Genomic DNA, 22948 nt, shown 5'->3' with positions numbered 1-22948 from the left:
CGTGACCGTGACCGCATCGATCCCCGTCGTCGCCGGCTCCCCGCTGGCGGCCGCCCGTCGGCAGCTGTCCGACGCCGCCACCTACCTGGAGTTGGATCAGGGGCTGTACGACATGCTCTCGCGGCCGCGCCGGGAGATGACGGTGAGCGTTCCGCTGCGCCGCGACGACGGGACGATCACGATCCACACCGGGTTCCGGGTGCAGCACAACCTGTCGCGCGGACCCGCGAAGGGCGGCATCCGGTTCAGGCCCTCGGTCGACATCGACGAGGTGCGCGCCCTGGCGATGTGGATGACGTGGAAGTGCGCACTCGTAGACCTCCCGTACGGCGGGGCGAAGGGCGGGGTCGCCATCGACCCGCGCCTGCACTCCCGCGCGGAGCTGGAGCGGGTGACGCGACGCTACGCCAGCGAGCTGGGGGAGTTCATCGGTCCCGACCGTGACATCCCCGCACCCGACGTCGGCACCGATGCGCAGACCATGGCCTGGATCATGGACACGGTGTCGACCGGGCGCGGCGTCACGCTCCCGGCATCCGTCACGGGCAAGCCGCTCGGACTCGGGGGCTCGCTGGGGCGTGCCGACTCCACGTCGCTCGGTCTCACGATCGTCGCCCTGGAAGCCCTCAGCTCGCACGGCCTGCTGCCGTACCGTCCAACGGCGGCCGTGCAGGGATTCGGCAAGGTCGGCGCGGGGGCGGCGCGTCTGCTCGCCGACGCCGGGGTGCGCGTCGTCGCCGTCAGCGACGAGTACGGCGCGGTGTACGCGGCCGGCGGGCTCGACATCCGCGCGCTCGAGGAACACGTCCGCCTCACGGGTACGGTCACCGGTTTCGGCGGCGGTGAGCCCCTCACCGGCGCCGCCCTCCTCGAGCTGCGGGTCGACGTGCTCGCCCCGTGCGCGATCGAGGGGGTGCTCCACGCCGGCAACGCGCGGCGCGTCCAGGCGCGCATCGTCGTCGAGGGTGCCAACGGTCCGACGACGCCCGAGGCGGACGCGATCCTGCGCGCACGCGATGTGCTGGTGGTGCCGGACATCCTTGCGAACGCCGGCGGGGTCATCGTCAGCTACTTCGAGTGGGCGCAGGCCAATCAGGCGTACCGCTGGACCAGCGCCGAGGTCGAGGAACGCCTGCGCGAGCGGATGACCGAGAGCTGGCGCCAGGTGCACGCCGCGTCCCTGCGCACCGGTCGCTCGCTCCGTGAGACGGCCACGGCCATCGCCGTCGAACGCGTGGCCGAGGCCCACCGGCTCCGCGGCCTCTACCCCTGATCGCGAGGCGTCCGCCCGCGCGGGCGCCTCGCACACACTCGTCTGCACACAGAGAGAAGGCAAGAGCCACCCATGCCAGAAATCACCAAGGTCAGCACCGGCAGCCCGTTCGAGCAGCGCGAGAGCTTCTCGCGGCTCGTGGTCGTCGGCGACTGGATCTTCAGCTCGCTCACCTCAGGCAGGAACTATACGACGAGGGAGATGCCGGACGACGCGGCCACGCAGGCCGTCCAGGCCTTCGCCAATGTGAGGAAGTCGCTCGAGAGCGTCGGTTCTTCTCTCGCGGACGTTGTGCGCTCGCGGGTGTTCGTTCCGGACATCAACGACGTGCCGGCGGTCATGGCGGTCGTCGGCGAGCACTACCGCGGAATCGACCCGGTCAGCACCGTTACCTGCAGTCCACTGGCGGGGGAGTTCAAGGTCGAGATCGAAGTCACCGCATTCCGGGGTGCGTCCGCCTTGCCGCTCAAGCGGCTCGAGGTGGACATTTCTGCGATGAGCTGAATCTCAGGCGTGCGGCAGCGCCGCACCGGACGCCCGGTCGCCGCAGTGCACGAACTCGACCACGACGCCCGCCGGCGCGTGGATCGTGAGCTCGTGCGCGGCATCCATCACCTCCACGACGATGCTCCCGACGGCCGCGGCGTCCATCGCCCGCGTGCATCGGCGGATCGCGGGCACGGCCGTCGTCGCCCGCGAGGAACCCAGCGTCGGGCCGGCCGACGAGCACCTTGGACCCGCGGGGGGCCGCCGATCTCGGCGCGTGCGCCGAGCGGGGGCCGACGCCGCCCTCGCCGCGCAGTTGGAGCGCGAAAGCGGAGGAGGCGGACGACGGCGTGGGGGTGTCCTTTCGTCGTCGCTCCCAGATCGCCAGGGGCCGGCCGTCGACCTCGGCGACATCGGCACGTGTCTCGTGCAGCACCAGGTTCATGAGGGCGACGCAGTGCCGCGCGTCGAGGTCCAGCACCTCGACGGCCCGCTCGACGTGCGCCGATCGTCGGGGGACCGACGACCATGCTCGCCGACACTCGCGGGCGACAGGTCTGGTCGACGCCAGCTGTGCTCCGTCGCCGACCCTCTCGTCGAAACCGTGGCGCCGTTGTCGGCACGTGCTCGTCGGTGGAACCGGCAAGCCAGTCGGCGTCTTCGAAGAGTTTGTTGCGGCGAACAGCAAAGTAGGCCTACGATGCCACTGGAACCGATTCCGGAACCGATTCCGGCCATCTTGCACCGTGGCGGTTTCTCGCAATCAAGGGAGATGAAATGCGCAACAAAGGAGTTGTGGCGCTGGGTCTAGCTCTCGTCGGAACGCTCGCCCTCGGTGGCTGCGCCGCCGGGTCGAGCGATGACGGCGACGACGTGACCATCGAGTGGTGGCACATCCAGACACAGGAGCCCACGCGTGGGGTCTGGCAGGAGCTTGCCGACGAGTTCGAGGCGGCGCACCCCGGGGTCACCATCGACATCACTGTGCAAAACGATCCGGAGTTCAAGACCGGGATCGACGCGCGCGCACAGGCCGGGGACCTTCCCGATATCTACCAGACCTGGGGCGGCGGAGTCCTCGGCGCGCAGGTCGACGCAGGACTCGTGCAGGATCTGTCCGAGTCGACTTCGGGGTGGATCGATAATCTCGCGGCCGGGGCTGTGGCCGGCCTGCAGATCGACGGAAAGCAATACGGCGTTCCCTACGACTCCGGGCTGGTGGGCGTCTGGTACAACAAGGCGCTCTTCGCTCAGGCAGGCATCGACGCGGTGCCGACGACGTGGGAAGAGTTCATGTCCGCGGTCAAGGCCCTTCGGGCTGCCGGAGTAACACCCCTGGCGCTCGGCGCCGGGGACAAGTGGCCGGCGATGTTCTACTGGGCTGAGGGTGGGCTCGCCGAAGGCGGCAGCCAGCCCTTCATCGACGCGGGTGAGACCGGCGACTTCACGGCCGACGCATTTATCAAGGCTGGGGAGCGGATCGACGAACTCGTTGCTGCCAACGCCTTCCAGGACGGGTTCCTTGGTACCGCCTATGCGGAGGCGGGAGGCGCATCAAGCCTGATCGCCAACGGTCAGGCAGCTATGGAGCTGATGGGAAGCTGGAGCCCGGGCACACAGGCGAGTGTCGCCGAGAACGGCGAGGGTCTCGGGGACGACCTCGGCTGGTTCCCCTACCCGCTGGGCACATCGACCGACGAGAAGGTCGGCTTCGGTGGAATCAACGGTTTCGCGGTCGGCAAGGACGCTCCGCCGGAGACCATCGAGTTCCTGGAGTTCATCCTCTCAACTGAGTCGCAGAAGAAGCTCGGTGCGGCGGGTCAGCTTCTCCCCGTCGCGAACGGCGCGGAGGACTCGATCGAGAACCCCTACCAGCGTCAGATCCGTGACGCCCTGGTAGAGCTCGACTACTTGCAGGTGTTCCTCGACCAGGCGTACGCGCCGGCGGTCGGCACGGCGATCAATGACAACGTGCAGGCGATCTTCGCTGGCACGCTCACGCCACAGGCCGCCGCCGAAGCGATCACGCAGGTTGCCCAGGCGCAGTAGCTTTCCTCCGTGTGGCGGTTGGAGGTCCACAAGTCACCGTGCGACCTTCAACCGCCATTCGATCTCGAATAGGGAACCATGATCTCGACCGAATCCGTCAAGACCGGGTCAGTGGCCCTTCCGGGGGAACGGCAACACTCCCAGAGGCGCGTCCGCCGACGTCGCCGCATCGGATTGGTGCTGGCTCTCCTCGCCCCCGCAGTCGCGCTTTATGCGCTGTTCGTTTTTGCGCCGTTGGCACAGGCGGCGTTCTACAGCGTCTTCAAGTGGAACGGTATCGAGCCTCTTACCGACTTCGTCGGCCTCGCGAACTATCTGCGCGCCTGGACCGACTCCGCGTTCCATCGAGCACTCTTCAACAACATCTCGGTTATCGGGGTCTCGCTGCTCGTGCAACTGCCGCTTGCTCTGTGGATCGCGACGCTGCTCACCGGCCGGTTCCGCGGCAGAGCGATCTTTCGTGTCGCCTTCTTCCTGCCGTACATCATCTCGGAGGTGATTGCGGCAGTCCTTTGGGACTTCGTGCTCGCCCCGACTGGTCTCGTCAATGAACTGCTGCGGACGATCGGTCTCGATGCCGTCGCGCACGCCTGGCTGGGTGACCCGGCGACAGTGATGTACGCCATCCTTTGGGTGGTCACCTGGAAGTTCTTCGGCTTCTACACGATCCTCTTCCTCACCGCCCTGCAGGGAGTGCCCCAGGAACACCTGGAGGCCGCTCGAATCGACGGCGCCAACAGGGCGCAGGTATTCCGCTACGTCACCTTCCCCGCGATCGGGCCAACAGTGCGGATATGCATCTTCCTCGCGATCATCGGCTCCCTCCAGCTCTTCGACCTGGTCTGGGTGATGACCCAAGGCGGGCCGGTGGGGGCGTCGTCCACGATGGTGACCTACATGGTGCGCAGCGGGCTGCAGAGCTACGAGTTCGGTTACGCCAGCGCGATCGCCGTCATCGTCGCCGTCATCTCATTCCTGTTCGCGATTGCGTACCAACGATGGGTGCTTTCCCGCGACAACCCCATCGACACGACGGCAAGGGGGCGCTGACATGGCGACTACCAGCAAGCAGGACCGACGTAGTCCGCTCGGCTACACCGTCTTGATCGTGGCAGCCCTGCTGACCCTGGTCCCATTCGTGTACGCCGTGCTCGGCAGTCTGAAGACCTCAGGGCAGATCAGCACCAACCCGCTCGGGCTTCCCGATCCTTGGGTCTGGGAGAACTACGCTGCGGTGCTCGGTGGCGACGTATTCTGGCGACCACTCCTCAATAGCGTGCTTGTTGGACTTCTGACCGTCCTCATCGTGCTGATCTGCGGAACACTCGCGACCTTCGCCCTCTCACGGTTCACCTTCAGGGGCAGAGAGTCGGTCTACGCGTTCTTCACGCTGGGTCTGCTCTTCCCGGCGGCAGTCGCGATCCTTCCGCTCTATCTCATGCTTCGGGAGCTTGACCTGCTCAACACCCCGCTTGGCGTCGCGCTGCCCCAGGCTGCGTTCGCGTTGCCGGTGACGGTGGTGATCCTCCGGCCCTTCTTCCAGTCCATCCCCCAAGAGCTCGAAGAGGCCGCCGCGATGGACGGCGCCGGGCCGATGCGGTTCTTCCTCCGAATCCTGCTGCCGATGTCGGTTCCGGTCCTCATTACCGTTTCGATCCTCGCGTTGGTGACGAGCTGGAACGGATACCTGCTTCCGCTGCTGATCTTGACCGATCCAGAGAGCTGGACGATTCCCCTGGGGCTGTCGCGGTTCGCCGGCTCCTACACGTATGACACGGCGCGCGTTCTCGCCTACTCCGTGGTCGCGATGGTGCCGACGGTCCTGGCGTACGGTGTTGCGGAACGCTACATCGTCCAGGGTCTGACCGCTGGCGCAGTGAAGGGTTGATGCGCTCGTGAGCAGACTGACAATCAAGGACATCGCCGCCCTCGCCGGCGTTTCGCGCACGACGGCGTCACGGGTGCTCAACGGCCGCGGAGAGGTTCGATCGGAGGTGCGCGCGCGCGTAGAGCAGGTTATCGCCGACACCGGGTATCGACCGTTGGCATCGGCCAAGTCGCTGGTCTCACAACGAACCGGAGTCGTTGGATTCGTAGTCCCGCTGGGTGCATCGGCCCTCTTCGACGACCCGTACTTCGGCGTGCTGATCCGCGGCATAACTCGGGCGTCAGCTCAGCACGGGATCACCGTGGCCCTGTTCATCTTCGACGAAGAGGGCGATCAGGACACCCTCATCGACCAAGTTGTCGGTCCACGACGGGTCGATGGGCTCATCGTCTCCGCCTTCCACACCCGCGAGTCGCTCATCGATCGCCTGAGCGAGTTCGACGTACCTGTAGTCACGATGGGACCCAACCCGTACCCAGCAGTCTTTGGCTCGGTCTCCGTCGATAACTTGGAGGGCGGCCGAATCGCCGGGCGCCACATGGCAACGCTCGGACGACTTCAGATCGCGATGATCAACGGCCCTGAGGACACCCCGTCGGGCCGCGAACGGCGCGAGGGCTTCATCGCTGGGCTCGGTGAGAGCGGGATCGTCGTAGACCCGAAGCTGATCCGCGAGGGCGACTACACCCGGCGATCCGGGGAGGTGCGGATGAGAGAACTTCTTCCACTCAGTCCCCGGGCGGTCTTCGTCGCTTCTGACACGATGGCAGTCGGAGCCCTTGCCGTGCTTGCAGAGCACGGAATGCGCGTGCCCGAAGATGTCGCAGTCCTAGGCTTCGACGACCTGCCTTCAGCCTCGGACTCGGGCCTTTCCACGGTACGGCAGCCCATCGTGGAGGTCGCTGACGCGGCGCTCGAGATCCTGCTTCAGCAGGTCTCAGATCCCGAATCAACAAAGCAGATCGTGATGCCGGTTGAGTTGGTCCAGCGCGGATCGACCGCGCTGTCGTGAGCGGGCAGCAGCGACAGATGGCGACCGAACCCGACCGAGCCGCGGCATCCCCGAAGCAGACGCGAGCCACGTTCTCGAACCCAGTCATCCCCGGTTTCTACCCCGATCCGAGTATCTGCCGGGTCGGGGAGACCTTCTACCTTGTGTCAAGCAGCTTCGAGTATTTCCCCGGGATTCCGCTTTTCGAGAGCAGCGACCTCGTTCAATGGAAGCAGATCGGGCACGTTCTCACACGAGAGTCTCAACTCGACCTCCGCGCAGCGGGTCCGTCTCAAGGGATCTACGCCCCCACAATCCGATGGCATGACGGAGTGTTCTTCGTCACGGCAACAAACGTTTCCGGCGGCGGCCACTTCATCGTCCACACAACCGACCCGTATGGGCCGTGGTCCGAACCGGTCTGGGTCGACCAAGACGGAATCGACCCGTCGCTCTACTTCGAAGACGGATTAACTTACTTCCAGTCCAACGTCGAGCCTGAACCCCACGGCGAGCACGCGGTGGACCCGGGATTCGTTCGCGGAATCCAGCAGTGTGTTGTCGACCCTTTCTCCGGCGCGAAGCTCTGCCCGACCCGCTTCCTTTGGGCGGGATCTGGAGGACGCTTTCCGGAGGCCCCGCACCTTTTCCGGCGCGGTGCCTCGTACTACCTGCTTGTGGCGGAAGGCGGCACCGAAGCCGGGCATATGGTCACGATCGCGCGGGCCGAAAGTCCCTGGGGCCCCTTCGAGTCGAACCCCGCGAATCCGATCCTCAGCCATCGCAGCCTCGCGAGTCCCATTCAGTCCACCGGCCACGCCGACTTCGTCGAGCTCGATGACGGCACCTGGTGGGCGGTCCTCCTCGGTACTCGGCCTCACAAGGGTCGACACCACATCGGACGAGAGACCTTCCTCGCACCGGTGTCCTGGGACTCTGAAGGGTGGCCCCGGATCGGTGAGAATGGGAAAGTTCTCGCCGAGCACGTTCGGCCCACGCTGGCCCAGACCACACCGACCTCATCGGGTAGGGATGATTTCGACGAAGCCGAGCTCGCCGTAGAGTGGGCCAGCCTCCGCCGGCCGATCGGCTCGAACTCATCGCTGACTCGAAGGCCGGGATGGTTGACGCTGACAGGGCGTTCGGCGCATACCGGAGATCCTGACCTTTCGTTCCTCGGTCGCCGTCAGCAACATGTGAGGTTTTCGGCATCGACTTTGGTTGAGGCGCAGCCGGCCAGCGGTGAAGTTGGGCTGATAGCGCGGATGGATGAGCGTCATCACTACGAGATGTTCGTCACCGAGCGTTCGGGACAACGGTTTGTGGTCAACCGCAGGGTGGTTGGTGACATGAGCGCAGAGAACTCATTCCCCGTGTCCGACGGGCCATTGATCCTCGCCGTTTCGGGGAACGACGACACCTACTCGTTCAGCTGCCTGTCTACCGATGGGTTGAATGAGCACAATTTCCAGCCTGTGGAAACGCGCTACTTGAGCACGGAGGTCGCTGGGGGGTTCACGGGTGTGTTCATCGGACTCTACGCCGTGGGGGCTGGGGCGACCGGGGAATTCGATTGGTTTGACTACCGTGAAAGCTAGAGGCAAGGACGGGGGTGCCGTCCACCCCGGTGGACTCCATTGTCCTTCCGCGCAGCACCGCCCCGTCACTGAGACGGCCTCCGACCAAGTGGACGAGACAGGGCAATGCCCGAGTTGCGCCTGCGCGCCCTGGGGCGGTTCTTTGATCCTCGGTATCGATTCCGCCTCCGCCTCCGCTTGATCACCCTGCGCGAGCTGATCGCTCGAACACGGCATCGTCATCAATCTTCCCCGCGATCCCACCCCCGCAACTCTGACCGCGGAGATCACCCGCGCCGTCAGTCGGCGTCAAGCGCGATGCCTGGTCAACGAAGTCGCGACTTCGAGCGGTTAGGCTGTCACCCACGCAGCACGTAAATACATCGTTCGCGCGGACGATGGGTGCCCGTCTCGACACGATCCGTGATCATGACGTCCTCTTCCTATCGCGCTGCGACGCAGTCAGCGTCAGATCGACCGGTGCGCCGGAGGATTCTCGAGGGGTCAATGCGAAGTCTGTGCCATCGAGAGTGAGCACGTGATCGTCGCGGGAAGCTGACGTGATCGCGTCGACGGCACATTCGGCGATCTGATCCAACGGCGAGTCGACGGACGTGAGTCGGGGGACGCTGTATTCGGCCGCGCGACCGAATTCGATGGCCACTACCGCAACTTCGGAGGGTATTCGCACGCCGAGGTCTGCGGCCGCGCGGAGGAAGGCCGCCGCATGGAGTGGGGAGTCGATGACCACTCCGTCTGGACGGCCAGGGCTTGTCAGGAGGTCGTGCGCGGCCTTGTAGCCCGCGGACTCCGAGCCGCTCACGCGTAGAAGTCGTGCATCGGCGGGAGCGATGCTGTGTTCACGGAGGACGCGCTCCCAGCCTCGGTCTCTCCGGCGAGTCATCTGACCCTCCGCGTCAGCGCTGAGGCGAGCGATGCGACGGCGGCCGGATGCGATGAGGTGCTCGGTGGCGGCGGCCGTGCCTTCGACGGCGACGATCGGTCGGTCGACGAGCAGTATCGGCATTCCGAGGTCGGCGGCCCAGGTCAAGTCCTGCGCGGGGTCGACGCTCATCAGGATGACTCCGTCGACCCGTCTGCCGGCGAGGTCGGTGAGGTGCTCGCGCTCGACGTCGACATCTCCGTTCGACGTGGCCACGATGACGCTGAGGCCGCGCGCACGCGCGATCTCGGTGATCCGCTGGGTCATCACGGAGAAGTACTCGAGCCTGATCTCGGGGAGCACGAACCCTATCGAGTTGGTCGTGCGGGTGCGCATGGACCGGGCGACGCTGTCCGGCCGGTAGCCCAGTTCGTCGATGGCGGCCAGCACTCGCGCGCGTGCAGCTGTCGAAACCGGGCGGGGCCCGTCGTTGAGCACGTACGAGACGACCGCCGTGGACACCCCGGCGGCGCGAGCGACGTCGTTGCGCGTGACCATGCGGCGATCCTATGACGCGACCGCCACCCGACCTCGCGAGCAGGTTTCTCACAATTGCCCATTGCCAAATTAATCTACTCGTGTAGATTTCTTATCTACACGAGTAGATCAACGGAGACAGAACATGAGCGACGGCGCTGTGAACACCGGCCGGGTGTTCGTATTCGGTTCGGCGAACCACGACCACGTGCTGGTGGTCGAGGAGTTTCCCCGGTCCGGCGAAACGGTGCTGTCAGGCGCATACTCCCTGGGCCTGGGCGGTAAGGGTGCGAACCAGGCGGTGGCCGCCGCCCGTGCAGGCGGACTGGTCGCATTCGTCGGCTCGATCGGTTCTGATCAGCCGGGGGACGACGTGCTCGCCAACTTCGCCGCGCACGGCATCGACACGAGTTCGACTGCCCGCTCCGCCGATGAAGCCACGGGCGTCGCGATCGTCCTCGTCGATGCCCACGGCAGCAACGAGATCATCGTGGCGCCCGGCGCGAATGCCGACCTCGCTGCCACGACTGTGGACGCTGCACTCGATGACATCGCACGGAACGACATCGTCGTCGTCCAGTGCGAGATCCCCATCCCACGCGTCGAGCAGATCATCCGCGGCGCCGCGCGCAGGCAGGCGACCGTCGTGGTCAACCTGGCCCCCTACGCGGAACTCGAGCGCACCACCTTTTCCGACATCAGCCTCCTCGTCGTCAACGAGTCCGAGGCGCGATCGCTCGTCGGCGCGGCCCCGGCCGCGGAGGACCTGGCCACTGCCGTCGTCACGGCCACCGGCTGCGCCTGCGTCGTGACGCTCGGCGAGCGCGGTTCGGTCTTCGCCTCCACGCGCGGCCGAGTCGCCGCGGTCGACGCGGTCATCGTGCGAGACGTCGTCGACACGACGGGAGCCGGCGACGTCTACGTCGGGACGCTGGCCGCCTCGCTGGCGCGGCGCGAGGACATCGTCGCCGCGATGGCGGCTGCATCAGCCGCCGCAGCCGCGTCCGTCTCCAGCCCCGGCGCCCAGTCGCAACCGGACCGCGCCGCCGCAGAGGCGATCGCCTGACCAACCACCCCCGCGATCAACACCAGAACGAACGATCGCATCTCAACGAAGAGGAGCACCACATGTCGAAGAAGTCCATCCGAATGACGACCGCGGTCGCCGCGCTCGCTGCGGGAGCCGTCGCCTTGTCGGCCTGCGGCGGCGGCAGTGGTTCGTCTGACGCCTCGGGCGCCGTCGAAGGCACGATCGCGTACGGATTCTGGGGAACGCCCGCCAGAGCGGAGAAGGTCGACGCTGTCGGCGATCTCTTCAAGGCGGCGTACCCCGAAGCGTCGATCAAGACCGAAGTGGCCGACTACTACGCCTACATCGAGCGTCTCACCGTCCGTGCCGCGGGCAACGATCTGCCGTGTGCCACAGGCACGCAGAGCACGTTCTTCGCGCAGTATGCCGACAAGGGTGTGCTGCGTCCGCTCGACGATCTCATCGAGTCGGGTCAGATCGATGTCAGCGGCATTCCCGATGATGTGCTCGAGGCGGGGCAGATCGGCGGCGAGCAGTTCATGATCCCCACCGGCACCTTCGTCCGCCTGCTCGCTTACAACGCCGACATGGTCGCGGAAGCAGGCCTCGAGAAGCCGAACGACGACATGACGTGGGAGGACTACGCGGCGTGGCTCGAGCAGCTGCAGCCCAAGCTCCCTGCCGGCGTCTATGCCGCGGAGAACGAAGGCGGGCTCATGTTCACCTTCTCCTCCTGGGTGATCGGCCACGGGGGAGAGGTCTTCACCGAGGACAACGAGCTCGGCTTCGACAAGGAGATGCTCGCCGACTACCTGCAGTACTGGCTCGACCTCGCCGACGCCGGCGTGATCCTGCCCCCGTCGTCGATCCCCGAGCAGAACGGCGCGCTCGAGCTCACCCCGATGGCGACCGGCGCCGCCGTCGCCGGCACCCGCGACATCCCACACATCTACATCACCGAGCAGGCGCTCGCCGGTGCGGGCAAGCCCTCGAACATCGAACAGGTCTCGATCCCGAGCGAAGACGAAGACCAGTCCGCGAACATCCTCGGCTCCAACGGCATCTCCATCCCGGAGTCCTGCGACAACGTGCCGACGGCTGGAGCGTGGATCGACTTCTTCGCGAATGACGTGGACGCGGCGCTCGCCTTCCAGTCCGACAACGGCATCCTCACCAACACCGACGCGCAGGATGCGCTGCTCGAGGACGACACGACGCCCGATGGCGTCAAGCAGAACGTCACGATCCTTCGCGGCCTCACCGAAGCCGGCGATCTCACCACCTCGCGGTACCCGGCAGGACTCAACACCATCAGCAACGAGCTGCTGCGCCTGTACCAGTCGGTCGCGTTCGGTGAGATGACCGTCGACGCCGCCGTCGACGCCTTCTTCGCCTCGGCTGAAGACGCACTGAACTGACTCCGACCATGACCACCACCATCGAGCGCCCGGTCGCCCCCGTGCCGACTGCTGTACGCAGCGGCCGGGCGCGCCGGCGGCGCGAGAATCTCGCAGGCTACGCGTTCATGACGCCGTGGCTGCTGGGGTTCGTGTTCATCATCGGCGGCCCGGTCGTCGTCTCGCTCTACCTCTCGTTCACCGACTACGCGGTGATCGGAGACGCCGAATGGATCGGGACAGAGAACTACGTGCGGATGTTCACGTCCGATCCGCGGTTCTGGGCGGCGCTGCGCGTCACGTTCATCTACCTTCTGGTCTCCGTTCCGCTGGTCCAGGTGTTCGCCCTCTTCCTTGCGACGGTCCTCAACCGGGGCATCCGTGCCCTGCCGGTCTATCGAGCGGTGTTCTACGTCCCGTCGCTCATCGGCGGAAGCGTGGCGATCGCGATCCTCTGGCGGTTCATCTTCGAGAGCGACGGCCTGCTCAACAACCTGCTCTCCGTCGTCGGCATCGACACGAGCTACTCCTGGATCGGGACGCCTTCCACCGCGCTGAGCACACTCATCGTCCTGAACATCTGGCAGTTCGGCGCGGCCATGATCATCTACCTCGCCGGACTGAAGAACATCCCGACCGAACTGTACGAGGCGGCCCAGATCGACGGGGCGGGCGCGTGGCGGCAGTTCCGCTCGATCACTCTGCCGATGCTCAGCCCGGTGATCTTCTTCAACGTCCTGATGAACGTCGTCGCGGCGTTCCAGGCTTTCAACTCGGCGTATGTCGTCTCGAACGGCACCGGTGGGCCGGCGGACTCGACCCTCTTCTACACGCTGTACCTCTACCAGCGCGGCTTCGTCGACTTCGACATGGGCTACGCGTCGGCGCTCGGCTGGGTGCTGCTGATCATCAGTGGTGCCGTCGCCGTGCTGCTGTTCACGCTCAGCCGCCGCGTCGTCTACTACGGAGACGAGTGACATGACCACGATCACCGAAACGGAAGCGGTCGTCGTCCCGCCGCTCCACAAGCGCGGGCGCCGCGGTGAGCGTCCCCGTCCCCTCGGCAAGCGGCAGTTCTACCGCCACCTCATGCTCATCGCGATGGCATCCGTGATGTTCTACCCGCTGCTGTGGATGCTGGGAGCGTCTTTCCGCGACGACTCACAGATCAACGATCCCGGCATCTGGCCCGGCCAGTACTTCACGCTCGAGGGTTACGAACAGGGATTCGCCGGGGTTGCAGGGACGCCGTTCTGGCGCTTCATCTTCAACTCGCTGCTGGTGTCGGGACTGTGCGTGCTGGCGAACCTCATCGCGTGCTCGCTCACGGCCTACGCCTTCGCCAGGATCGACTTCAAGTTCAAGAAGGTCTGGTTCGCGGTGATGCTCGCGACGCTGATGCTGCCGCACCACGTGATCCTGATCCCGCAGTACATCCTGTTCCGCGAGTTCGACTGGATCAACACGTACCTGCCGTTCGTCGTCCCGAAGATCCTCGCCACCGACGCGTTCTTCATCTTCCTGCTGGTGCAGTTCTTCCGTGCCATCCCTCGCGAGCTCGACGAAGCGGCCCGTATCGACGGCTGCGGACATTTCGGGATCTTCTTCCGGGTGATCCTCCCGCTGTCCAAGCCGGCGCTCGCGACGACGGCCATCTTCACCTTCATCTACAGCTGGAATGACTTCTTCACACCGCTGATCTACCTCACCGACACCGAGCTGTACACGGTGCCGCTGGCGCTGAGGTCGTTCATCGACGCCACCTCCTACTCCGCCTTCGGCGCCCTGTTCGCGATGAGCATCGTCTCGCTGCTGCCCGTGCTCGGGATATTCATCGCCTTCCAGCGACTGCTCGTCGAAGGCATCGCCACCTCCGGATTGAAGGGCTGACATGCGCATCGCACTCTCCAACGACCACGCCGGTTTCCTGCTGAAGCCGCATGTGAAGGACTTCCTCGAATCGATCGGGCACGAGGTGATCGATGTCGGCACCCTCAACGACGATCCCGTCGACTTCCCGATGATGACGCAGCGCGTGACCGCGCTGGTCGCGTCCGGCGAAGCCGAGCGGGGGATCCTCGTCTGCGGCACCGGGGTCGGCGCGGCGATCGCGGCCAACAAAGTGCCCGGAATACGTGCCGCGGTGATCCACGACACGTATGTCGCCCGGCAGGGCGTCGAGCACGACGACGTCAATGTGGCGTGCCTCGGCGCGTGGATCGTCGGCCGCAAGATCGCCGAGGACGTCATCACGGCCTACCTCGAGGCCGAGTTCAGCACCGACCCAGACTTCCGGCGGCGCGTCGCGCAGCTCGCCGACATGGAAGCGGCCACCCGCGAGGCGCAGAGCCTCGTGGGCGGCCGGCACGAAGGAGCCCGCTAGCTCCTGCGCACGACCCGCGCCGCCTGGCGCAGGCCATCAACAACAACGAAAGGTTACACACCATGGCTCTCTCCGCTGAGCGGAAGAAGGAAGTCCTCGAGATCGTCAAGAACCTTCGGGTGACGGACATCCGTGACGGGATGGACTGGATGGGACGTCACCACTTCGGCACGGTCTCGCCCGAGATCCGTCCGCTGTGGCGCACGAAGGCGGCGGGTTTCGCGCACACCATGCGTCACATCCCGACGCAGCAGGTCGTGCCGACGATGACCCCCGAGCAGTACACCGAGTACGCGTACGAGTACTGGTACGGCAAGGTGTTCGCCAACGATATGGCCGACCTGATCGACGACACCACGTTCCTCGTGGTCGACACCTGCAACACGCAGACGCCGGCCGTGGGATCGATGGACTCGATGATCTGGGCCGCCCTCGGCGCGAAGGGGTGCCTCACCAACGGCGGCGCCCGCGACACCGACGAGACGCTGGAGTCGAAGCACCTTCCGATCTGGTCGCGCTGGGTCGTCCAGCCGATGTACCAGGGCCGCGTCGAGTGGGGCGGGCACAGCATGCCCGTCGAGATCGGCGGCCAGATCATCAACCCCGGCGACCTGATCGTCGCCGACGGCGACGGCGCGATCGTCGTGCCGGAGGACATCATCGACGGCGTGCTGAAGTACGCCATCCAGGAGTCCGAGCAGGACAAGATCGCACGCGGCTATCTGTTCGACGCGCTCGGCATCCCGCGCAACGAGTCGACCCAGTCGAAGTTCGACGTCGAGACGCACCCGTTCGCGCCGACCGCCGAGACGCTCGCCAAGACGCTGCGTCGCGCCTGACGGCAGCACCGAGCACGAGGGGCGGGGTGGGGACACCCCGCCCCTCAGCGAAAGGATTCACGTGGCCGTCACCAGGAACGATGTCGCGCGCGCGGCGGGGGTCTCTGCCGCTGTCGTGTCGTACGTGCTGAACGACGGGCCCCGCCCGGTATCGGATGCCTCGCGCCGCCGCGTGCTCGAAGCGGTCGAGTCGCTCGGCTATCGTCCCGATGGTCTTGCGCGGTCGCTGCGAATGGGTCGTACGAACACCCTTGGACTCGTCCTTCCCGACGCGTCGAACCCCTTCTTCGCCGAACTCGCCCGATCGATCGAGGACGCCGCCTACACGCGGGGCTACGCCGTCATGGTCTGCAACAGCGCTGACGACATCGAACGCGAGCGCACCTACATCGCGTCCCTCGCCGGGCGTCGGATCGACGGCCTCATCCTCGTCTCGGCGACGGCCGATCAAGATCTGACGGACCTCACCGACCTCGCCATCCCCGTCGTCGCATTGGACCGATCGCCTGATGAAGCCCCCATCTCGACGATCCGCGCGGACAATGAGCGCGGAGCCTACGTCGGAACCCAGCACCTCATCGAACACGGGCATCGCGTCATAGCGTTCGTCGGCGGTCCTGATGCCGGAGTCTCCGACGCACGGCAGGACGGCTGGCGGCGCGCGCTCGACGAAGCGCAGCTCGACCCGTCGGTGGCGGAGCGCGCCGCGTTCAGCTTCGCAGGGGGCTTCTCAGCCGCGCGGGCCGTCGCCGCACAGACGCCCGCACCCACCGCCGTCCTGGTGTCTTCGGACATTCAGGCCCTGGGCCTGTTGCGCGGCCTGGACCGGGAGGGGATCGCGGTTCCCGGGGATGTCGCCGTGGTCGCGATCGACGGAACGACAGCCGGCGCGTTCGCCGTCCCGCCACTCAGCTCGATCGCGCAGCCCATCACCGAGATGGGCGCACAGGCGGTCGCCCACCTCATCGAGAGCCCCGCCGAGGTCATCCACCGCGCGCTCGAGAACATGCTCGTCGTCCGACGAAGTTGCGGATGCGATCAGGAGGCGGCATGAAGACGACGAACGCGCAGATCTGCGAGGAACATCAGTGATGTCATCCATCAATTTCGGCTTCAACGGCGCCGTCGCCTTCGTCACGGGTGCGGGAAGCGGAATCGGCCGGGCCATCGCCCTCGAGCTCTCGCGGTCGGGCGCCGCAGTGGGGTGCATCGACGTCACGGCCGCCGGCGCGATCGAGACGGCGGACAGCATCCGCTCGATCGGAGGTCTCGCCCTCGCCGCGACCGCAGACGTCACCGATGCCGACCAACTCGACAGCGCGGTTTTCATCGTGGAGCACGAGCTGGGCCCGCTTGCCCTGGCCGTCAACGCCGCCGGCATCGCGGGTGCGGCTCCTGCGGAGGAGATGACCCCAGGGCAATGGCAGCGTGTGATCGACATCGACCTGACGGGTGTGTTCCTGTCGGCGCAGGCCGAGGGGCGGGCGATGATGCGCAACGGCGGCGGCGCGATCGTCAACATCGCCTCGATGTCGGCGACCATCGCCAACCGAGGGCTGCATCAGGCGCACTACAACACGGCGAAGGCAGGCGTCGTCCACCTCGGCCGGAGCCTGGCCTGGGAATGGGCGCCACACGGGATCCGGGTCAACTCCGTCAGCCCGGGCTACACGGTCACGCCGATGACCGAGCGCCCTGAGCAGGCGGACGCCATGGCGGGGTACGCGGCCGACACGCCACTCGGGCGCAACGCGCAACCCGATGACATCGCGGGGCCGGTCGCGTTCCTGCTCAGCAGCGCCGCGTCCTACATCACCGGAATCGACCTCCTCGTCGATGGCGGCCACGTCATCTGGTGACCCGCGGAACCTGATCACAGCCGACGACGCAGACGCGAGAAGGACGACAATGCAGCACGAACAGCGCTTCGGCGCGGGGATCTGGCACTTCGCCACCTATGTCGACCGCTATGCCACCGACGGATACGGGGACCCTCGTACCATCCTGGACGCGATCGACTTGGCGGGTCGGGTGCGGGACCTCTCCGTCGTCGACCTCAACTATCCGTACTTCGGCGGCGACTTCAGCCACGACCAGATCGAGGGAGCCCTCCGCCGCAACGGCCTCGGCGTGATCGGCATCACCCCGGAGATCTACACCCGCGTCTTCGCGAAAGGCTCGTTCACGAACCCGGATCCGGGACTGCGCCGCCTCGCGCACGAGCTGGTGACCGATTCGGCCGGCGTCGCGCGGCGACTCGGCGCGGAGTACGTCAAGCTGTGGCCGGGCCAAGACGGCTGGGACTACCCGTTCCAGGTCGACCACGGCGCGCTGTGGACCGCGTCGATCGAAGGGGTCGGCCGGCTCGCGTCGGAGAACCCGGACCTGCGATTCGTCATCGAGTACAAGCCACGCGAGCCGCGCGTGCACATGAGCTACCACTCCGTGTCGCGCACCCTGCTGGGGATCGAGCGGATCGGGCTCCCGAACGTCGGCGTCCTCCTCGACTTCGGGCACGCACTGTTCGGAGGCGAGTCGCCGGCGGACTCCGCGCAGCTGGCGATCGACCATGGCCGGCTGTTCGGGATCGACGTCAACGACAACCTCCGCGGGTGGGACGACGACATGATCGCCGGCAGCATCCATCCGATCGAGCTGTTCGAGTTCTTCTACACCCTCCGCAAGAACGACTGGCGGGGTGTGTGGCAGCTCGACCAGTTCCCGTTCCGCGAGGACAGCGTCGACGCGGCCGACGCGGCGATCGACTTCCTCAAGCAGATCTCCCGCGCCCTGGACACGCTCGACGTCGACGCGCTGAGCGCCGCGCAGGCGAAACACGACTCCGTCGCCGCACTGCGACTCGCCAGCTCCGCCCTTTACACTGCGCACGCGGCCGCGTGCGATCGACACCCGAATCCATGACGGTGGCCACGGCGGGAACCACTGCTGATGCAGCGTGTTCCGCAGCGCCCATCGCACTCGAAGGAGAGACGATGACCGAACGAGCATCGACCGAAACCGTATCCGCATCGCAACCGCTCAGGTTCCGCTCGCTCGCCGCGTTCGGATCGGGAACGGCCGGCGTCGCGTTCTTCATGATCCCGACGGCATCGCTGATGCTGTTCTACTTCACGGATGTCGCAGGTATCTCGGCAGCTGTCGCGGGCGTGATCATCCTGCTGATGCGGGGACTGGATGCCGTCGTGGACATCCCACTGGGGCTGATCATCGACAAGTGGAAGCCGGGGCGGTTCGGCAAATTCCGCCGGTGGCTGCTCATCATCCCGATCCCCATCCTCATCACGACGGTCGCGCTGTTCTCCATCCCGCAGTTGGGTCCGGTCGGCACCGTCGCGTGGGCGGTCGTCGCCTACTCCCTGTTCGGGGTGCTCTACAGCTGCCTCGACATCCCGCTGGGATCGATCGGCGCCTCGATGACGCAGCGACCAGCCGACCGCACCAAGCTCTCGAGCGCCCGTTCGATCACGCTCCTCGGCGTTCAGACGCTCGTCGTCGCCCTCGTGCTGCCGATGCTGACCCCGGACCGCGATCTGCGCACCGTGTTCACCGTCACCATCCTCATCCTCGGGGTCATCGGCACGATCCTCGTCGTGACTGCCGCTTTCGGGACCCGCGAGCGTGTGGCACGACCCTCCGGTTCCGTCTCCGCCCGAGACGGCCTGCACATGCTCATCACGAACCGACCCCTCCTGATCATCTCCTTCGCGGCGTTCCTCTGCTTCTCGGCGGCCGCGGTCTTCAACGGGGCGATGATCTACTACATGCGCGACATCCTGGGCGCGCTTCAGCTCGCTCCGATCGTCTCGGGGATCTCTTTCGCGCTCACCGTCACCGCTGCGCTGCTGGCGCCCTGGCTCGTGCGCCGCATCGGCAAGCGGCGGACCTTCTTCGTCGCTGCGACGACGTCGTTCGCGGGCACGATCGTCCTGCTGTTCGCCGATGGCGTCGTCGCCGGCTTCACCGGCATCGGCCTGTTCAACGGTGGACTGGGACTCATCGTCGTGATGTGCTTCGCGATGCAGGCCGACACCGTCGAGTTCGGGCAATGGCGCAGCGGGGTGCGCGCCGAGGCCGTCGCCTTCGCCGTCTTCGCGTTCGTCACGAAATGGGCTGCGTCGCTCGGCGGTGCCGTGGGAGCGTTCGTACTGGCATGGGGCGGCTACGTCGCAGGACAGGCGATCCAATCGGATACGGCGCTTGCCGGTATCCGGATGTCGTTCGCCGCGGTCCCTGCAGTGCTGGTGGCGCTCGGCATCGTGCTCGTCGCCTTCTATCCGCTCACCGACGCCCGCTTCGCCGAGATCGCGCGCGACCTGGAACTCCGTGAGAGCGACGACTCCGGCTCATCGCGTGAAGCCGCGCACGTCGCGGCGTCGGCACAGTAGACGACGGCAGGAAGGGACACACCCATGCGCGCAATCGTCTTCGGCTCCAAGGGAGAGCTCTCGGTACAGGACCGCCCGGTGCCCGCCCCCGGGTACCGCGAGGTCCTCATCGAGACCGCGGCCGTCGGGATCTGCGGTACGGACGTCCACGTGCTGGACGGCGAGTTCGAGGGAACTATCTTCCCGCTGGTGCCCGGTCACGAGGCAACGGGCGTCGTTCGCGCCCTCGGCGAAGGGGCTGCCGGCGGCGTCGCGGACCTTCAGGTGGGTGATCACGTCGTCGTCAACCCCAGCAACGTCTGCGGCGACTGCGAATACTGCCTGAACGGTCATCAGAACCTGTGCAGGTTCTGGGACGGACTCGGCGTCGTCGCCTCCGACGGCGCTTCGCAGCAGTTGTTCACGGCTCCGGTGCGCAACGTCTACAAGCTGAAGCCCGAGACGGATCTGTACGAAGCCGCGCTCATCGAGCCGCTCGCGTGCGCCATCCGAGGGTGGGACGTGCTGCCCCGCCGCCTCGGCGACCACGTCCTCGTCTACGGCTCGGGCACGATGGGCCTGCTCATGGCACAACTCGCCACGCGCGCCGGCGCCGCGTCGGTGACGATCGTCGATCTCAACCAGGACCGGCTCCGGACGGCGGCGGAGTGCGGGATCGAGCTGCGCCACACCTCGGCGGATGACGCCGATCGTGCGCAGTGGGACGTCGTGATCGACTGCACCGGAAACATCCGCGCGATCGAAGACGCGCTCAGCCGGGTCAAGCCGGCCGGGTACTTCCAGGACTTCGGCGTCGCCCCGGCGGATCGCACCGCGCAGTTCTCGCCGTTCCGGGTGTATCGCGACGAGGTGACGATCGTCGGATCGATGGCTGTGCACAACTCATTCGGTCGCGCGGTCGAGCTCTTCGAAGCCGGCGCCATCAACGCGACCGCGATGATCAGCCACTCCTTCACGCTCGATCAGTACGCCGAGGCGCTGGAGATGTTCCGAGCCGGCAACGGGCGCAAGCTACAGATCCGGCCCAACGACACCAAGTCCCGCATACTCATCCGTTAGTGGAAACCTGAACGAAGCAACGGTGACCGTCACGGCGCGCTGGTTGGTGGAGTTTCTCGACCCCGTGCGGGTCAGCTGTTCTGACTATGCCGCGGTCAGTTCCGGGGATGCTCACCTCCTCGGTGTCGGAGTGCAGCAGCGCCATGGACTGCTCGCTGAAGTAGCGGCGGTCCGCGCCGTCCCATTCGTCGTGCTGCTCAAGCAGGACGTGACCGGCCAGGCGCAGCAGCGCGGCCGGGTTGGGGCACGTGCCGACCACGTCGGTGCGTCGTTTGATCTCCTTGTTCACCCGTTCCAGCGGGTTCGTGGACCAGATCTGACGCCAGTGCTGGAACGGGAACTGGCAGAACGCCGAGCAGGTCGTCCTTGGCGTCCTCGAGCATGTCCGCGACTTTCGGGTGCGACCCGGTGAGCATCCGGACGACTTCGTGGAACTGGGCGAACACGTGCTCGGTATCGGGTTGCGCGAAGATCGTGCGGATGATCGACGCGACCATCGGACCGGCCGCTTTCGGTAGGGGGTGAGCACATTCCGCATGAAAAGCACCCGGCATCTCTGCCAACTGGCGCCGGCGAACACGGTGTCGACCGCAGCGATCAGCCCGGTGTGCGTCGCTGATCACGAGCTTCACTCCGCCGAGGCCGCGGGCCTTCAACGAGCGGAGGAACGTGGTCCAGAACGGTTGCGATTCGGTCTCTCCGACCTCGAGCCCCCGGAACTCTCAAGGCGAGTTTCAAATCCCTCCGTCTCCGCCGGTAGTCGTTCGCGCATGAGCAGCGGGCGCCGAGTGGCATCAGGGCACGTTGTGAAACGTCGTGCTCAAACGGGGCGATTTTGCTCCATGGGTCCGTCGCTTCACGCGCGAGCAGCGAGCCTGACAGCACGACCAAGTCGATGACGCGTATGTGTGCACCAATATGTGCACCGAGCACGGCGATGCCAGTGTCCGCAGGGGCCCGACGACGACGGTTCCCGCTTGACTACGGATCAGGATTGGCCGGATGACCTTGCCCCACCGTGGAGTAGAAGAGGCGAGTTGCCTCGCGTCTTCGTTCGATGTCGCTGAGGACGAACTGCACGAAGTCCTCGTCACGATCCGGAATGACAACGTCCTCGATCGCGCCGGCAGGAGGTTCACCCGGCCATGAGGTCTGCCGTGTCGGGCGATCCCTATCGAGCCGCGTACCGCACACACTCACCCACTCGTGCAGGCGGTCGCGGGCGGCGGCGAAGTCGTGTTGCCAGCCGATGGGTGCGGATCCGTGCTGTTCGGGGTCGTACGCGCAGAGCCAGTGGACGTGCAGCGCGGACAGTTCCCAGACCAGTTCGGGATGCCGGTGCCAGAACGGAGGGACAACGGATGCCGGAAGCCCGTACGTGTGGCGCAACCAGTTCACCCATCGGTTGAGATCCACCCACTCGACCTCTGCTTGTTCGGCCGTGAGCAGATTCCAGTTCACGGGGCGAGGCGGTTCGGACTTCGTGGGCCCGTCGATTTCGTCCGACGACGCCCCGTCGACCTGCGGATCGTGTTCGCCGTCGCCAAGGCCCCCGAATGTGGCTGACATTGCGATCGTCAGAGCCCCAGCGCGCTTGCGGCAGTAGCCTTCGACCCGCTCGGAGATACGGGACGGGTCGGCGCTTCCCGTTCGGCCGCGGTGAACCGGCGACTGCGGTCGACGGCGTAGTTCGTGCGGGCGAGGTCGTGTCCGAGCTTCTTTGCGACGAATTCCTCTGCTTCGACGACCTTCCCGTCGCGCTCGGCGGTGTAGGTGCGCGTGTATCCCTCTGCGATGAAGCTGTCGCCTTTGGCGAGGAGGGCGAGTGCTCGTTCGGCGGTGGCGCGGTAGGCGACCATGTCGTGGAAGGTGGGTTCCGTCTCGGTGAAGGTGCCGTCGTCGTTGCGACGGAAGTGCGGCTGACCGATCCGGACGTAGAGACGGGTGTCTCCGTTCTCGGTAATCGACTGCTGCGGCTCCGAGGCGATGAAGCCGGAGATGGACTGCTGGGTGTGTAGAGCCATCGGACTGATCCTTGAGTAGGGGCGAACTGGTAAGTCCGCTCTACCGAGAAGGTGTGCATGTCGTGCCATCCGATGAGGTGCATCGTGTCGGGCGCGCAGCACGGACCCAACTGCTGGGTCCGTGGA

At 66.1% G+C, this 22948-nt stretch carries 23 protein-coding genes; 18 read left to right on the top strand and 5 right to left on the bottom strand.

Annotation, left to right across the window (positions count from 1 at the left end; all coding sequences use genetic code 11):
* Position 1 precedes the first annotated feature (1 nt).
* Complete coding sequence (locus IR212_RS12805; protein ID WP_228479311.1) at positions 2 to 1273, top strand: Glu/Leu/Phe/Val family dehydrogenase; 1272 nt, start codon at positions 2 to 4, stop codon at positions 1271 to 1273.
* A 72-nt stretch (positions 1274 to 1345) separates the two neighbouring features.
* Positions 1346 to 1777: a RidA family protein gene (locus IR212_RS12800; RefSeq protein ID WP_194396271.1), complete on the top strand. Its 432-nt coding sequence runs from the start codon at positions 1346 to 1348 to the stop codon at positions 1775 to 1777.
* Positions 1778 to 1780: 3 nt separating this feature from the next.
* Here IR212_RS12800 and IR212_RS17190 read toward each other — a convergent pair whose 3' ends face one another.
* Entirely contained in the window at positions 1781 to 1954 is a 174-nt protein-coding gene (locus tag IR212_RS17190; protein ID WP_237684548.1) for an SIP domain-containing protein, read from the bottom strand.
* A gap of 582 nt (positions 1955 to 2536) precedes the next feature.
* Between IR212_RS17190 and IR212_RS12790 the strand changes: the two genes are divergently transcribed.
* From IR212_RS12790 to IR212_RS12770, 5 genes are all read left to right on the top strand, one after another.
* On the top strand, positions 2537 to 3808 hold the full coding sequence (locus IR212_RS12790; protein ID WP_194396270.1) for an extracellular solute-binding protein: 1272 nt from the start codon (positions 2537 to 2539) through the stop codon (positions 3806 to 3808).
* A gap of 78 nt (positions 3809 to 3886) precedes the next feature.
* Positions 3887 to 4858, top strand: coding sequence for a carbohydrate ABC transporter permease (locus IR212_RS12785; RefSeq protein WP_194396269.1), 972 nt, complete (start codon positions 3887 to 3889; stop codon positions 4856 to 4858).
* A gap of 1 nt (position 4859) precedes the next feature.
* A complete protein-coding gene (locus IR212_RS12780) occupies positions 4860 to 5696 on the top strand; it encodes a carbohydrate ABC transporter permease (RefSeq protein WP_194396268.1) in 837 nt (278 codons plus the stop codon).
* 7 nt (positions 5697 to 5703) lie between these two features.
* Positions 5704 to 6708, top strand: coding sequence for a LacI family DNA-binding transcriptional regulator (locus IR212_RS12775; protein WP_194396267.1), 1005 nt, complete (start codon positions 5704 to 5706; stop codon positions 6706 to 6708).
* 17 nt (positions 6709 to 6725) lie between these two features.
* Complete coding sequence (locus IR212_RS12770; protein ID WP_194396266.1) at positions 6726 to 8285, top strand: glycoside hydrolase family 43 protein; 1560 nt, start codon at positions 6726 to 6728, stop codon at positions 8283 to 8285.
* 406 nt (positions 8286 to 8691) lie between these two features.
* Here IR212_RS12770 and IR212_RS12765 read toward each other — a convergent pair whose 3' ends face one another.
* Entirely contained in the window at positions 8692 to 9705 is a 1014-nt protein-coding gene (locus tag IR212_RS12765; RefSeq protein WP_194396265.1) for a LacI family DNA-binding transcriptional regulator, read from the bottom strand.
* Between the two features lie 124 nt (positions 9706 to 9829).
* On the opposite strand from IR212_RS12765, the gene IR212_RS12760 reads away from it, so the two are divergent.
* The 11 genes from IR212_RS12760 to IR212_RS12710 all read left to right on the top strand — a co-directional run bounded on the left by IR212_RS12760 (position 9830) and on the right by IR212_RS12710 (position 20798).
* Entirely contained in the window at positions 9830 to 10750 is a 921-nt protein-coding gene (locus IR212_RS12760) for a ribokinase (protein ID WP_194396264.1), read from the top strand.
* A gap of 62 nt (positions 10751 to 10812) precedes the next feature.
* Entirely contained in the window at positions 10813 to 12132 is a 1320-nt protein-coding gene (locus IR212_RS12755) for an ABC transporter substrate-binding protein (RefSeq protein ID WP_194396263.1), read from the top strand.
* Between the two features lie 8 nt (positions 12133 to 12140).
* Positions 12141 to 13088 (top strand): carbohydrate ABC transporter permease, encoded by a 948-nt coding sequence (locus IR212_RS12750; RefSeq protein ID WP_194396262.1) that lies wholly within the window; start codon positions 12141 to 12143, stop codon positions 13086 to 13088.
* 1 nt (position 13089) lies between these two features.
* Positions 13090 to 14001 (top strand): carbohydrate ABC transporter permease, encoded by a 912-nt coding sequence (locus IR212_RS12745; RefSeq protein ID WP_194396261.1) that lies wholly within the window; start codon positions 13090 to 13092, stop codon positions 13999 to 14001.
* Between the two features lies 1 nt (position 14002).
* Positions 14003 to 14494: a ribose 5-phosphate isomerase B gene (rpiB, locus tag IR212_RS12740; RefSeq protein ID WP_194396260.1), complete on the top strand. Its 492-nt coding sequence runs from the start codon at positions 14003 to 14005 to the stop codon at positions 14492 to 14494.
* A 62-nt stretch (positions 14495 to 14556) separates the two neighbouring features.
* Entirely contained in the window at positions 14557 to 15333 is a 777-nt protein-coding gene (locus IR212_RS12735; protein WP_194396259.1) for an RraA family protein, read from the top strand.
* Between the two features lie 61 nt (positions 15334 to 15394).
* Positions 15395 to 16387 carry a LacI family DNA-binding transcriptional regulator gene (locus IR212_RS12730; protein ID WP_194396258.1) on the top strand — a complete coding sequence of 331 codons (993 nt, stop codon included), beginning with the start codon at positions 15395 to 15397 and terminating at the stop codon, positions 16385 to 16387.
* A gap of 37 nt (positions 16388 to 16424) precedes the next feature.
* Complete coding sequence (locus IR212_RS12725; protein ID WP_194396257.1) at positions 16425 to 17192, top strand: SDR family oxidoreductase; 768 nt, start codon at positions 16425 to 16427, stop codon at positions 17190 to 17192.
* Between the two features lie 49 nt (positions 17193 to 17241).
* Positions 17242 to 18255 carry a sugar phosphate isomerase/epimerase family protein gene (locus tag IR212_RS12720; protein ID WP_194396256.1) on the top strand — a complete coding sequence of 338 codons (1014 nt, stop codon included), beginning with the start codon at positions 17242 to 17244 and terminating at the stop codon, positions 18253 to 18255.
* Positions 18256 to 18326: 71 nt separating this feature from the next.
* Positions 18327 to 19739 (top strand): MFS transporter, encoded by a 1413-nt coding sequence (locus IR212_RS12715; RefSeq protein WP_194396255.1) that lies wholly within the window; start codon positions 18327 to 18329, stop codon positions 19737 to 19739.
* 24 nt (positions 19740 to 19763) lie between these two features.
* The gene (locus tag IR212_RS12710; protein WP_194396254.1) at positions 19764 to 20798 is read left to right on the top strand and encodes a zinc-dependent alcohol dehydrogenase family protein; all 1035 of its coding nucleotides are present in this window, start codon (positions 19764 to 19766) and stop codon (positions 20796 to 20798) included.
* Here the strand turns inward: IR212_RS12710 and IR212_RS17125 are convergent.
* The 3 genes from IR212_RS17125 to IR212_RS12690 all read right to left on the bottom strand — a co-directional run bounded on the left by IR212_RS17125 (position 20788) and on the right by IR212_RS12690 (position 22822).
* The gene (locus IR212_RS17125) at positions 20788 to 21378 is read right to left on the bottom strand and encodes a transposase (protein WP_273542098.1); all 591 of its coding nucleotides are present in this window, start codon (positions 21376 to 21378) and stop codon (positions 20788 to 20790) included. The genes IR212_RS12710 and IR212_RS17125 overlap by 11 nt on opposite strands.
* 401 nt (positions 21379 to 21779) lie before the next feature.
* Positions 21780 to 22367 (bottom strand): hypothetical protein, encoded by a 588-nt coding sequence (locus tag IR212_RS12695; protein ID WP_228479309.1) that lies wholly within the window; start codon positions 22365 to 22367, stop codon positions 21780 to 21782.
* A gap of 8 nt (positions 22368 to 22375) precedes the next feature.
* On the bottom strand, positions 22376 to 22822 hold the full coding sequence (locus IR212_RS12690; RefSeq protein WP_194396252.1) for a single-stranded DNA-binding protein: 447 nt from the start codon (positions 22820 to 22822) through the stop codon (positions 22376 to 22378).
* Positions 22823 to 22948: the final 126 nt, after the last annotated feature.

It is taken from the genome of Microbacterium atlanticum (assembly GCF_015277815.1).
Lineage (GTDB): Bacteria > Actinomycetota > Actinomycetes > Actinomycetales > Microbacteriaceae > Microbacterium > Microbacterium atlanticum.
Note: the sequence above shows the minus strand (reverse complement) of the source record. Positions and strands in the feature narration are given on the sequence as shown.